Raw genomic sequence first — 13170 nt, forward strand, 5'->3', positions numbered from 1 at the left:
GAAAGAACAGGTACATTGGCGCCTCGCTCGTTGCGGTCACCCCATGTTGTACTAGTATACGAGAGACCACAAAAAAACGCTCGCTAGGGCAGAGCTACGCTACGTGTGGTTGCGTTCTCAGCCACGCGCGGGCCTCCTCTTCGCTCACGCCCGTGTAATAGCGGGGCCAAGGCGCGGTCTGATCGTGCAGGATGTCGACCAGCGCCATATGCGAGAGCAGATCCGGCGGCTGCACTAAAGCACAGTACCGGTAGCCCGCTCGTAGAGCCCGGGGCCGCCAATCGAGTTGCAACCAGACTTGCATCTCCACGGAGAAGGGGAGCTCGGCCTGCTGGGAGACCAGCAGCTTTTGCCAGTGATGGGTTTGCAAGGCCCCCAGCACTTGCTCCATTACGTGCTGCAGGGCAGTATCCGTGTGCAGACCGGGCCCCCAGTGTAGGTGCAGGTAGTCAGCTCCGGAGTGCAGCGTGATGCGCGCGACGCGATTGTGGAAGTACACCATCGGCTTCTATACGGTCAGGCTGCTTTTGCGTAGTGGCCCCCGGTAAAACCCGTAGTTATGCGGAGTCAATTGTTCACGTGGCCTGCGTATACCTACTATGAAGAATTCCGACCTACTACGGCGGCAGAAAGCCGTCGCGTGGGTCTTGACCCTCACCGAGAACACCCGCTTTACTCCGCACCCCTACGAGCAGCACTTACTTGAACGCTTTGCCCAAGGCGAGATTGCACTCGACGACATCCCGTCTTTATTTGCGGCGCGTGTACACCACATTCTTTACCGTAGCCGAGCTACCCACCCGTTTACGCAGGAACAGCTCACGGACTTGGTTGCGCATTCGCGTCCCTACAACACGTATAGCGACATCACCGGCTTACTCTGTTACTGCGATGGGACCTTTGTGCAGTTACTCGAAGGGCCGGAAGCGTCGGTACTCGAACTCTACGCCGCCATCTGCCAAGACCCGCGGCATGAACAGATCGAGACTCTAAGCGACGCGGCCGGCTCTACCCGGTGGTTTGCCGACTGGCGCATGGCCCTGACTACTCCACCACCAACAACTTTCTACTGGTTGATCTCACACCTGGAAGCGCGTGAGCAGGCACTTGTGCAGCCTCAGTTTCCCATAACTGATCCGCACCTACTGACCTTGCTGCAAGCGTTCAGCAGGCTGTAAACGTAGATGGAATGTTGCCTAGTAGCGCCAGTAACGGGGTACTTATGAGCTCAGACTGTCTGCTTAGAATGCAGCCGTTTTCTTCTCGAGTCCTCATGTGTCGAGCAACACGCAATACAAGCAGCGTTTGCGCCCGACGCCCTGGCCAACGAGGCGTTCGGCTGGTGGAATACTACCCCTATCGGACAATCCGGTTAGATTATGTCATACTAACTCCAGGCTAATGCCTGGAGCCCTGGCATGGAAAGAGAGAATGTACTTTGCTGGCATGGTGGGGTATGTACGGCGACGGGACCAAAAGACGGCGAAGTGCCCACGCTGATTGCCTGTCTACAGCTTGTACATCTGACACACGTGCGGACTTGTCTGCTCTAGCTCTTTGTCACAAATAGCCAAACTCTTAGACTAGTGCACTACGAAAAAAAGCCTTCTAAGCTGAACAGGAGATGATTGATGGTGCTATATACTTGTGAAAGCATACTATACTAAGGATAACACCAGTCACAGTAGCGCACGAGGTGTCCTGTTGGTCGGCTAGTAGGTGAAGTAGCTTTGCAGTACTACAAAGCTTCCTCGCGCTTCTATCCACTCACACTTACCTTGCCTACTTCTATACCTTCGTGTTCTGCTCCCTTACCCATTGCGTCTCACTTGTTTACGCTCAGCGCCCTGGACGTCGCGCCGGGTTACGCTACCATTGACGGCGAGTATATTGCCCAAGAAGACGGCGAAGAAGCCTTGCGCACTGGCCGGGCTATGTTAGTTGGTGGCCTGTTCGTTGGGTTAGAGTAACGTCGAGTAAGCGCATCCGTATTCCCTACATAGATAGCCCCTGCGAGCAATCACGCGAGGTGCCTTCTCGTTCCAGACTAGCCACCGCATTGGTACGCATGCGACGGTGTTCCCACTCTTCTTCCAAGGTAGCGCCGATGGAGCGTTGCACCGTGTCAAGCACACGGTTGATCCTTTCAATGGTCTGCCAATCGAAGCAGTAACTAACCTGCATACCTACCCGTCCTGCTTCTAATGGCTGGATCTTCCACACATTAGCGCTGGCTTGTTCTAGGCCCGCCTGAATGCATCTGAATGCGTTCTGCTTGCTCTATTGAACTAGCCGTGCAGACTTCGCTGGAATTAAAGGTGGATACCGATCCTACGCAGTAAGTTGAATTCTTCACTGTTAATCATCCCGTAAGGCTGCGACGCAAGATAACTGCACAACAAGAAGCCCGGCCAGTGGCCAGGCTTTTCGCTTCTAAAACCGCAGCAGATTACATACCGCGGTAACTCACGCGCCAGATAACGCCGGCTCCGTCCTCGGCAATGAGCAGCGCCCCGTCACTAGCCACCGTGATGCCCACGGGCCGGCCCCACACCTGCGGGGCCGCGCGCTGGCCGTCATTGAGGTGCCAACCCGTAACGAAGTCCTCATAGCCCGCTCCGCGCCCATCTGCCCCGGCCGTTTCGGGTACGCCAGCCGCATTCATGCGGATGCGCACCACTTTGTAGCCACTGCCTTCGGCGCGGTTCCAAGAGCCGCGCATAGTCACGAACAAATCGCCGCGGGCATCAGCAGGAAAAGCGGTGCCATTGTAGAACGTCAGGCCCAGAGCAGCCGAGTGCGGCCGCAACAGCACTTCCGGCGTACGGGTGGTAGCGACCTCCGCCGGCACCGGGCCGGGCACTCGCGGGTCGCGGTTGGTAGGCGCCAAATACACCCAGGGATAACCGAAGAAGCCGCCGCGGGGCACCGCCGTCACGTAGTCCGGCACCAGATCGTCACCGAGCAAGTCCCGCTCGTTGGATACCGTCCAGATTTCCCCCGCTCGAGCCGGGTTCACGTCCATGCCCTGCGGGTTGCGCAGTCCCGAAGCGTAGGTGGCTTGGCCCGTGCCATCGAGGTTGAATTCCTGAATGGTGGTCCGACGGGGGTCCTGTTCTACCGTCGCGTTTTGCGACGAGCCGATGCCCACGTAGAGCTTGTTGTTATACAGCATCAGGGAGCGAGCCGGATGCTGCGCCCCACCCGGCAGGTCGGCCAACTTGGTCGGCGCCCCCGCGGCCTGGGTCTGACCGCTGGTGTACTCGTAGCGCAACAGCGCTCCGGAGCAGGCCACATAGAAACTGTTCCCGTTGAAGGCCATACCCATCGGCCGGTCGAGTACCCCCGCTGAGGCCCAGACGCTGCTGGTTTCAGCTCGGCCGTCTCCGTCGGCGTCGCGCAGCACTGTGATTTGGTTTTGCATCATCTGCGCGACAAACACGTCGCCGTTGGGCGCGATGGCCATCCAGCGGCCGGTGGGCACGTCCTCGCGAAAGATGTTGACGGCATATCCCTGCGGCACCCGTAGTTTGGCATCCGTGGGGCGCTCCATGAGCACCTGCGGGTAGTTGGTGGCGGACGGGGTCGCGTAGGGCGCCGGCAACTCGGCGAGCCGAATGGTCGTGGTGGCGGGCGTCAGCGTTTCCGTCGGGAAGTCGGCCACCTGCGGTTCGGTGTTGCTATCATCGTCGTTGTTGCAGGCATTCAAGCCCAGCAGCAGCGCTCCGGACAGTACGTAAATAGTAAGTTTCATAGCGAGTTGGTTGGCGTACAGAAGGCTATACGCAACCTCAACTAGGCCGTTATGGACCAGCTTTACCGAATGCTCCTGACGGATGACTTCACTCACTGCGCTCCGAAGGCGTAGCTTATTTGTGCTTGTAGACTGCTAGTGCGCACGTACCAGAGTTGTTGCGGCTAAAAGGGCGTATCATAGCATCATAGCGTAACTTCGAGGAAGGTTGGCGTAGCTTGGTGACCTCCGCCGCGTAGCGCAATGAGAAAGCCCTTGGCTAGAGTTAGCGTTTAGTGCCGAGCCAGTAACTAGACCAGCACAATGCGCTTACCCGGCCGCTCGGTTTCGTAGTCCTGTATTACCTGCCGCAGGATGCCCATATCCTTCGGGCAAGCTTGAGCAAATTCCTCCCAGTTCACCAGCACCAGCTGCTCGGGCAGTTCGACGATGGCGATGATGCAGTCCCAGAAGGCGTCCCAGCTCGCCCAGCCCACGCCGTACCAGTCGGGAAAGCCCAGCTGAATTTTGAAGAGCTCGTGCAGGGCAGCTTTGGTGGTGATGCCGCGTAGGTCTAGGGTCATGCGGTAAAGTAGGAAGAGTGCAGGGAATCCGGCATTTTGCCGAACTTATTTATAGCAATACTTCTATTCATGAAACAGGGTCGACTTGTTTAGGTGCTCTTTTTCTTGTCGTTGGTAGCCTCTGCACAGGTTCGCGACAGTGCTCGGGTCGACCAGACGGACACGCAGGAACAACTTCTCTCCTATCGCTACGTCAATGCTTCATCCTTAACCTTACGAGCGCTTCCCTCCGCTGCCGCACAAGCCTTAGCTCGCCTTGACGGAGCGAGCCGGCTACTGCTGGTAGAAGAGCGTGCCGATGGCTGGAGCCAAGTGCAGGTGCAAGACTATCTTGGCTATGTCAAGTCGGAATACCTCGTCGAAGAGCAGGACCAGGTTACGGCCGAAACAGTTGATTGGGAGATAGTGGAAGTTGCCGGCGGGCAGGCCTATACCAAGGTCAGCACTGTCGAATCGCCGCGGGTGGTGGCTGGGCACCCTGCCACCCGCCCAGTGTCTTCCAAGCACTCCAGGGGACCGAAAGCATACATCTGCAACAATGGCCGCACAGAAGTTTACCATAATAGTGAGGACTGCTCGGCTATGCGCCGCTGCACCTATCAAACCAAGATAGCCACCACCAGCGAGGCCAGAAACTCAGGCTTACGCGAGTGCATGAAATGCTTTTAACCACGCTCCGACTGCTTGGATAACACCTTTTTGCTGTAGTATGCTAACAAGCAAACCTCCCTTCTACCCAAACTATACTATTTGATGCACACATCTACTTCTTCTATCCTCCGTCACGTCTGCTCGCTGTTGGCCGTTCCGTTGCTGCATGTTGGCGCCTTGGCTCAATCTACACCTACCTGGCAAAATGCCCGTGCTGTAGGCACCAACCTGACTGTATCAGGCGCCGCCGCTGTTGATGCGAATGGCAACACCTATGAAGTGGGCTCGTTTTCGGGCACGGCTACTTTTGATGGCCTCTCTCTAACCAGCCAAGGCAACATCGATGGATACATAGCCAAATACACTCCAACGGGCACCATAGCGTGGGTGCGCCAATTGGGTTCGACAGGCCGAGATCTGGCGTTCAGTGTTGCGCTCGATGCGACTGGCAACACTTATGTTGCAGGAGATTTCACTAATTCGATTGCGCTGTCGGCCAGTGTCGTGCTCGATGGGGGTAGCACGACTACCTCTAAAGCCTTTGTAGTGCGCTTTTCGCCGCAAGGCACACCCGAGTAGGCGCAACAGAGCGTTCCGACACCTGACAATGCACCCACAGCTAGTGGGGTGGGTACCGACGCCCTCGGCCATGTGTATATAACCGGGGTTTTTTCCCGAACCATCACGATTGGTTCTACCACAGTTACGTTGCCTACTAATGTGAATAGCGTCTTTACGGCACGCTTATCAGCGGCTACTGGCACCATAGAGTCATTAGCATCTGCCTTTTATTACGCTACGTCTACCAGCCCAGGCACCTTTGATTACTTTTATCCGCAGCTGGCAGTCACCCCTACCGGTGAGATGTACATTCTGAATACGTTTAATCAGTCCCCTCTATTTAGCAATACGACCCTCACCAGTCGTGGCAGCAATGATGTGCTAATAGCAAAATATAATGCCCAAGGCAATTTCGAATGGGCACAACAGTTCGGCGGACCTAGTGAAGAGAACATGCGGGACGGAGTAGTTGATGCGGCTGGCAACCTATACGTAGTAGGCAGCTTCACTGGCCCGGCCACGTTCGGCAATACCACACTGTCTGGGGCTGGCAACTTCGATGGGTGCCTCGTAAAATACTCGCCGCAAGGCACGATGCAATGGGTGCAATCTGTAGGGGGACCCAACGTGGACGGACTAACCAGCGTGAGCCTGGATACCAGCGGCAATCCCTACGTAACAGGCTATTTCACGGGTACCGCTCAATTTGGTTCGGCTACGCTTACCAGCACCGGCAGCCGCGACATTATGGTGGCAGCCTATACGCCACAAGGGCAGCTACGGTGGGCGCAACAAGCTAGTGGCCCCGGCGCAGATACCGGCACTTATCTTGGCATTGATGCCACGGGGGAGGTATATGTACATGGGCTTTTTACGGGTAGTTGTAACTTCGGCCCGCTTTCTATAGCTAACTCTGCCACTGGCTATGAATCCTTTGTAGCCCGCCTTGGCAACCACACGTTCGCTACATCAGCCCGCCCTACTTTCTCGACAGGGCTTTATCCTAACCCTGCTACTACTTCCGTGCACCTTCCTTCTGTGCCCGTTGGTAATCAGGTGCAGTTACTGGATGCCGTAGGCCGCATAGCCCGCACCACCGTAGTAGCTCCCGGAGGTAGCGTGTCGTTACAGGGAGTAACCCCTGGCTTGTATGTGGTACGAGCCACCGATGCGCAGGGCCACCAGGTTAGTGGCCGGCTAGTCGTGGAGTAGACCTTATGCATTTAGATTTTCTGCTTCTTTATGTTCGTTACCCTTCTGCTGTTCATGGGTGATATCGGCGCTACCGAATTGCTCACCATTATGAGCCTGCTCCTGATTCTCATCTTGGCGGCTATTTGGCGATTGCTGCGACCAGCAAAACACACCGTCATCGTACAGCCGCCAACCGCTTCCTTCTCTGTTGCCGACGAACTGCAGAAGCTCGAACAGTTGCGGTAGCAGGGCGTGCTCACTGCCGAAGAGTTCGAAGCATAGAAGCAGCGGTTGCTACGCTAGAACCACTTCATCCTTACCGCATAGACTACGCCTCTAACTCGCACGAGGGTGTGAAATGCTAGTAAGCAGAAAACCCAGGTTACCTCTCCCTACCTCAGCGCATCAAGAGCACATTCTTTCCGACCCAATGAAGTTGCTGCTTTCTTTCCGCGAATCCCAGTATGGAATTCTCCTCCTGCTAAATAGCATTGGGTGGCGAGTAGTTCTATGGACTACAGAACAAGAGTAGGGCCTTCGCGTGGCGGAAGGATAGCGGTCCGAACTATGCTTTGTGACAGGATTGGATCTGCTTTCCGCCGTAGCTCCAGTCGTACAGGCTTCACTGGAATTAAAGGTGGATACCGATCCTACGCAGTAAGTTGAATTCTTCACTGTGTTAATCACCACGTAAGGCTGCGGCACAAGCTAATTGCACAACAACAAAGCCCGACCACTGGCCGGGCTTTATTATGCATAGGTGAATATACGTAATGCATTATATGCTTTAGTTCGTAAGCGTTACCACCACGGACTGTGCCTGTGTGCCACTCGTTAGGCGAAGCGTAGATGCGCTAAGCTCTTGAATGGAATGGGTCGTAGAGGAGCCAATACCGATTGTCCCTAGTGGCACGGGCTTGCGAAGCGTAATGGTCAACTCGAGTTGATTCCTCTCGAATTGCCACTTTCCACTCGCCGTCTGCGGGTCGGAGGGATTTTGCTTTAGCACCCCCTCATCGAACACGAGGCTATTATCGGCTTTGAACAGATAGGTGTCGTCTTTTCGATAAGCCGGCATGTTAGCCATCCAATCGTCTATCTGAGGTGGTTGCGTGTTTTCCGTAGTACTACCCGCTGCAATGTGCCACGGACGAGCAGTTAACTGGCTAGTTTTGGCATCAAGAATTGGAGCGGGGTTCGACTCCTTTTTGCAGGCCCCAATAGTACAGGCCAGCATACTCACGAGCACGCACCAATTAGCGGCAGAAACACTTATAAGGCAATTGGTGACGGGTGTACGGCTTTGTCTCATAGGCTAAACTTATTCATTTTTGGCCGCACCTGTGTATCTACAGAGCACTATTCCTTTGCTTTAAAAGCAGGATCTTCAACAGCCTGAAGTTTCGGGCCCGGCACAAAGCCAGTGGACTTAACACTATCAAACACAGTTGGACTCTGCTAGTAGGCAGCGTCTGCTACGGCTTGAACTTCATGCCGCGTGACCTGCAGGACACAGCTGGCGTGAGTGGGCAACAAGAGCGCGCACAGTTTTTTACCGGCTTTACTTTCAAGGTTACTCTAGGAAAATAGACTATTTCTACCTTTGCCCTGATAAACTGAACTTGAGTATAGACAAGTTATTTTTTGTCAGGATTACAACAATTTCTATCAAGAATTCTGAATAACAATATGTTACGCAAATACATAAATTCTATCTTATTATATCTCATACTCCTATTTCCATGTCTATCTGCACAGGCACAGTTGCCCGGCAACTGCGACTTATTCACTTTAGATGCCCCCGTCCCTAATACACGGGCCCTCTTTGGCTTCCGTGCGAGTATCAGTGAGCGATTTGCCGTTGTAGGGTCAAATTACGATGCATTCGGCACTGTGGCTGGTAAGGCCGATATCTATGAATACACAGGTGGTGTATGGGTCCACCGACAAACGCTTCGTGCTCCTGACACTGTCCCATTCGATGCCTACGCCAGCAATGTCTATATCGATGAAAATACTGCCCTGATCACGGCCAATAATTATACGCGCCCTGGCACGCCTGCTTTCGGACGAGGCGCTGTGTATGTGTACACTCGTCAAGGTACTCAATGGGTGCAAACCGGTTTTTTCACGAATCCTAGCAGCACCATTTCTGGCTTTGGCTTTTCCATAACTAAAAGTGGCACTGATGTAGCCGTTGGTAGCAACTATACGGGCACTCAAAATTTTGCGGTCTATGTGTTCCGGCAACCAGCCATTCCCAGTCAACCTTGGACCTTGGTTTCTACCCTTACTCCGCAAGGCAACAGCAATACTGGATACGACTATGGCAGTAGCTTGGCCATGGAAGGCGATAATTTAGTTGTTGGCGCACACGACCAATTCAACATAGGGCAGGCTGCCGCTCACTTCTACCGACGCACGCCATCGGGTGCGTGGGTATTCACGCAACTTGAGGTCTATCCTAATCGGAGTAAAGCAGGTATCAGTGTGGGGCTCCATGGCGATTACGCTGCCGTAAGCGCCGATGCCAACGGCGGCGTTCGTATCTATCGCCGTACGGCTACCACTTGGCAACTCACCCAAACCATTTACAAGCCCGACAACACCACTGGCCGTTTTGGCTTTGCCATCGCTTTGAATGGGGGCGTACTACTAGTGGGAGACCAACTGGATTCACGGCCGCCGGTTGGCGCTGGCACGGTATATAGGTATGCACTACGCGATGGAGTTTGGCGCTTCAACCGCCGCTACCGGGCTCCTCAACCGCAAACTTACGGCTATCTCAGTACGTGGGTAGCCTTAGACCGTAACACCAACAACTTCATTTTAGGTGCTCCGGGGCACAATTCCCTAGGATTGGTTGAAGCAGGCCAAGCCTTTGTGCAGTGGAGTCCTGCCATCGTCGCAGCCGGTCCCTTCTGTGACACTACGCCCGCTGTGCAACTCCAGGCTACCGCCGCCGGCGGCACCTGGTCCGGGCCTGGCGTTACTAACGGAACGTCTGGACTTTTCACCCCGTCCTTAGCCGGCGCTGGTACGCATCCGGTTACCTATACGCTGACTGCGGGAGGTTGTACCTTCCTCGACACAGTATTAATTACTGTCAATCCCCAATTGCGTATTACTCGCCCCAGCCTGCCCACGCTTACCTGTGCTCGCGATACCACCATCACTTTGTCCGCGAGTATAGCGGGTGGCACATGGTCTGGAACAGGTATCACGAACCCACAGACTGGCACCTTTCAGTCAGCAATAGCTGGGGCGGGCCGCCACGTCATTACTTATACTATCCCTGGCACTAACCCATGCGGCAATCAAGATACGATAAGTATCATCATTCGCCCTGCGATAGCACGTATCTTGTCTGCGCCGCCCCGCCTGACTTGCGGCCGCGACAGTACCTTAGCCCTTACGGCCTCTCCACGCGGCGGCACATGGCAGGGCCGTGGTATCATCAGCAGCGCGATGGGCACCTTCAGTTCAACTGCTGCTGGCCCGGGGCAACATGTATTAACTTACACGTTAGCAGGAAGTGGCTCGTGCAGCAGCCAAGATACGATCAGTATTGTAGTGGCCCCCCTCTCAGTGCGCATCCAATCGCCGGCGACTACTCTATGCCGCGCCGATACTGTCCTGCGGTTGGCAGCTACACCTGCCGGCGGGCTGTGGCGAGGAATTGGCATCACCAATGATCAGCAGGGTATTTTCACGGCAGCCACAGCGGGGCCGGGCCGGCATGTGTTGCGCTACGAATTGGGCAGCGGCGCATGTCGCGTTGTAGATTCTGTGACCGTAACCATAAGCCCAGTGCCCATGCCAGTACTCAGCCCAAATAGTCCCCTTGTTTTACGTTGTGGTCAGTCTTCCGAAATGTTGAGTATTGCCACTGCTAGGCCTGCTGGTGCCTCGTACAATTGGGAGTATGCCACCTCCGCAACCGGTTCTTGGCAAAGGCTGACTAATAGCAATGGGCAACCCACGTATGCCGCTACCCAGGCAGGGTATTATCGGGTACAGCTAGTGCAAGGTAGTTGCCGCGCTACCTCAGCGGCTACCGAAGTGCGTGTCGAGCCTATTCAGGCCGTATTCGTACCTAACATTTTTACTCCAAACGCAGACGGCTTCAACGACCTCTTCAAACTGGATCTGCAGCATCCGCGCACCTTCCAATTACGCATATTCAACCGCTGGGGCCGCGAAGTTTTTAGTACCAACCAGTATGGTGACTTCTGGACAGGTGCTGATGCAGCAGCAGGAGTATATTATTACCTATGGCGCTACTCTACTGACTGCGACCATGTTGAACATGTGGTCAAGGGAAACATTACTCTAGCTCGCTAGATAGTAGCAGGCGATGGTCAAGGCATCTCATACGCCTTGGCGAACTCCCGCTCAATGGCCGTCTCGGTGATGTTGACGTAGCGCTTAAAGGACTTCCAGTCCCGGTGGCCGGTAATCTTCATCACGAGCTCCGGCCGTAAGCCCCGCTCCAGACTCAGGGTAACGAACGTGCGCCGGCCGGAATGACACGCTAGTTTCTCCCACTTGGGCATGGTCTGGCTCTCGCGCTTACCGCCGCGGTATTGGATGACTTCGATCGGCTCCGTTATTCCTGCCTGCTGGCCCAGTTCCTTTATATAGTCGTTCAGCTTCTGATTGGAAACCGCTCTCACGCCGCCAGCCAGGATACGCTGCACAATAGGCAGCGCGCGGGCCTGCAGCGGGATGTATACTGTCTCCTTGGTTTTCTGGGTGGTCAGCCGCAACGTAGAGCCCCGTAGATGCTCGAGTCGAATACTCACTAGGTCGGAGTAGCGCAGGCCGGTGTAGCAGCTCAGCAGAAACAGCGAGCGGGCATTGTCCAGGTATCCTCCTTCGGGTAATTGCAACGCTTCCAACGCCTGCACCTCTTCGGCGGTGAGCGTCATGATATCCGGGTCCTGCCGCTTCCAAGTGAGGCGAGTATAGCCGACGTTCTGGTGGTAGCCCCGCTCAGCGGCCCACTTCATGAAGCGCTTGAGCCGGGTGACGTTCTTGTGAATCGTGTTGTCGGTCTGCCGAGCACTATGCAGTAGGTAGGCCGTGTATTTGTCCCCCCACACCGGCGTAATCAGATCAAAGTCAACGGCCGTACCACTTGCCTCCGAGAACTCGCGTAGGTGCCGGGCAGCTGTCGAGTACGTCTGGGCGGTTCGTACTTGCCCGGCGGCCCGCGTCAGCGCAATCCACTCGGCAAACCCATTCCAAAACGTACGCGATGCCGTCGGCTCTTCTGTAGTTTCTACCAGCGCAATAGACGCACGTAGCTGCTCGGCGGTGGGAAGGTTGCCTGCGCTAACACACGTAGCGTAGCAGTTCGTCAACTGCTCTTTGATCAGCTCCAACCGGTCATTAATGGCCCCGTTCTGTTTAAAGCCGCGCGTAAGCGCTTCCTGCTGTCCTTTTAACCACTGTCGTGGTTCAATCTTCAATCCAGTTGCTACCTTCACACGCTGGCCATAGAAAGCAACGAATGCGAAAATGGGCGTGGGCTTAGACGCGTTCGGTTCTTTGAGCAAAAAGGAGATGGCTATCATCAGATCAGAGCAGGCAAGTACGTGCGGCAGGAAAGATAGCAGTTTCCCCCTCGGGGGACGATCGGGGGACAGATTTTCCGATTACTTCCGACACCATCCGTCTTACTCCGATAAGTAATCCTGCTATAGACAGCGTAAAGTGCATAAAGCAACCAGTTGGCATCAGCAGGAATTGGCGTCAGTCGTAGGGTGTGATTCCCGCCGGGGCCACCAAGGCGCCATAAGCTACCTGCTTGTGGCGGCTTTTTTGTTGCCGAGCACATCAAGCAACCCACCATTGTGTTTTGCTAGAACTTCAATTGCCTACAGGGCGAAAACGACAATCTGAGAGGATAATAAGCAGCTTCATCTGTATAAATATTTCAATAATACGCAGCACTAATTGGGAAATATAAAAATTAATATAGACTTTGTAAGATCTAAAAAACCGCAGTTTTTCGAATTTCGTGAACTCGGTACGCCCTGATTGCCACTACAATACCTCTTGCAATTTTAGTTTTCCGTGATGGAGTCCCTTTTCCTCAGCCCAGCGCCCCAGGGTCGCCGGGTTTGCCTGTATGCGGTGCCCGATGGGGTGCCCCTATACTTCAAACATAATGAACTAATGCAGCAGCCCGGCTACCAGCCTCTGTGGCGCGGCAGTCCTGGTTCCATTTTAGAACACGAAGCGGCGCGGATGGTAGCGCAGATACCAACCCAGCATACCTCTTACCGCAATTACCAACAGCCGAACGAGCCATTAGCGGGTTTTGAGACAGCCAAGGAGTCTTTCTGCTCAGCTGTGCGGCGGCTCGGGCAGCAGCTTGAATACGCGCCAGGGACCTACCCGACGGAAGTACTAGTCGGAACGGTACCGGCGGCGTAGGGC

13 protein-coding genes are annotated in these 13170 nt (G+C 54.9%); 8 read left to right on the top strand and 5 right to left on the bottom strand.

The window, feature by feature from the left end:
* Window positions 1–94: 94 nt before the first annotated feature.
* The gene (locus MTX78_RS20905; RefSeq protein WP_243798022.1) at window positions 95–304 is read right to left on the bottom strand and encodes a hypothetical protein; all 210 of its coding nucleotides are present in this window, start codon (window positions 302–304) and stop codon (window positions 95–97) included.
* Between the two features lie 295 nt (window positions 305–599).
* Between MTX78_RS20905 and MTX78_RS20910 the strand changes: the two genes are divergently transcribed.
* Window positions 600–1178: a BLUF domain-containing protein gene (locus MTX78_RS20910; RefSeq protein ID WP_243798024.1), complete on the top strand. Its 579-nt coding sequence runs from the start codon at window positions 600–602 to the stop codon at window positions 1176–1178.
* A 600-nt stretch (window positions 1179–1778) separates the two neighbouring features.
* The gene (locus MTX78_RS20915) at window positions 1779–1970 is read left to right on the top strand and encodes a hypothetical protein (RefSeq protein WP_243798025.1); all 192 of its coding nucleotides are present in this window, start codon (window positions 1779–1781) and stop codon (window positions 1968–1970) included.
* Window positions 1971–2449: 479 nt separating this feature from the next.
* On the opposite strand, the gene MTX78_RS20920 is transcribed toward MTX78_RS20915, so the two are convergent.
* Together MTX78_RS20920 and MTX78_RS20925 are read right to left on the bottom strand one after the other, a co-directional pair.
* Window positions 2450–3754, bottom strand: a complete 1305-nt coding sequence (locus tag MTX78_RS20920; RefSeq protein WP_243798027.1) for a PQQ-dependent sugar dehydrogenase — start codon at window positions 3752–3754, stop codon at window positions 2450–2452.
* Window positions 3755–4044: 290 nt separating this feature from the next.
* Window positions 4045–4317, bottom strand: a complete 273-nt coding sequence (locus tag MTX78_RS20925) for a barstar family protein (protein ID WP_243798029.1) — start codon at window positions 4315–4317, stop codon at window positions 4045–4047.
* Window positions 4318–4410: 93 nt separating this feature from the next.
* Between MTX78_RS20925 and MTX78_RS20930 the strand changes: the two genes are divergently transcribed.
* The 4 genes from MTX78_RS20930 (at window position 4411) to MTX78_RS20945 (ending at window position 6969) form a co-directional block, all read left to right on the top strand.
* Window positions 4411–4986: an SH3 domain-containing protein gene (locus MTX78_RS20930; RefSeq protein ID WP_243798030.1), complete on the top strand. Its 576-nt coding sequence runs from the start codon at window positions 4411–4413 to the stop codon at window positions 4984–4986.
* Between the two features lie 84 nt (window positions 4987–5070).
* Window positions 5071–5547, top strand: a complete 477-nt coding sequence (locus MTX78_RS20935) for an NHL repeat-containing protein (RefSeq protein ID WP_243798032.1) — start codon at window positions 5071–5073, stop codon at window positions 5545–5547.
* A gap of 48 nt (window positions 5548–5595) precedes the next feature.
* Complete coding sequence (locus MTX78_RS20940) at window positions 5596–6741, top strand: T9SS type A sorting domain-containing protein (RefSeq protein WP_243798034.1); 1146 nt, start codon at window positions 5596–5598, stop codon at window positions 6739–6741.
* A gap of 30 nt (window positions 6742–6771) precedes the next feature.
* On the top strand, window positions 6772–6969 hold the full coding sequence (locus tag MTX78_RS20945; RefSeq protein WP_243798036.1) for a hypothetical protein: 198 nt from the start codon (window positions 6772–6774) through the stop codon (window positions 6967–6969).
* A 541-nt stretch (window positions 6970–7510) separates the two neighbouring features.
* Here MTX78_RS20945 and MTX78_RS20950 read toward each other — a convergent pair.
* Entirely contained in the window at window positions 7511–8035 is a 525-nt protein-coding gene (locus MTX78_RS20950; RefSeq protein ID WP_243798037.1) for a hypothetical protein, read from the bottom strand.
* A gap of 965 nt (window positions 8036–9000) precedes the next feature.
* Between MTX78_RS20950 and MTX78_RS20955 the strand changes: the two genes are divergently transcribed.
* Window positions 9001–11067, top strand: coding sequence for a gliding motility-associated C-terminal domain-containing protein (locus MTX78_RS20955; protein ID WP_243798039.1), 2067 nt, complete (start codon window positions 9001–9003; stop codon window positions 11065–11067).
* A 17-nt stretch (window positions 11068–11084) separates the two neighbouring features.
* On the opposite strand, the gene MTX78_RS20960 is transcribed toward MTX78_RS20955, so the two are convergent.
* Window positions 11085–12302: a site-specific integrase gene (locus MTX78_RS20960; RefSeq protein ID WP_243798041.1), complete on the bottom strand. Its 1218-nt coding sequence runs from the start codon at window positions 12300–12302 to the stop codon at window positions 11085–11087.
* 505 nt (window positions 12303–12807) lie between these two features.
* On the opposite strand from MTX78_RS20960, the gene MTX78_RS20965 reads away from it, so the two are divergent.
* A complete protein-coding gene (locus MTX78_RS20965) occupies window positions 12808–13167 on the top strand; it encodes a hypothetical protein (protein WP_243798042.1) in 360 nt (119 codons plus the stop codon).
* The last annotated feature ends 3 nt before the right edge of the window (window positions 13168–13170 follow it).

The organism is Hymenobacter tibetensis (assembly GCF_022827545.1).
GTDB classification, from domain to species: domain Bacteria; phylum Bacteroidota; class Bacteroidia; order Cytophagales; family Hymenobacteraceae; genus Hymenobacter; species Hymenobacter tibetensis.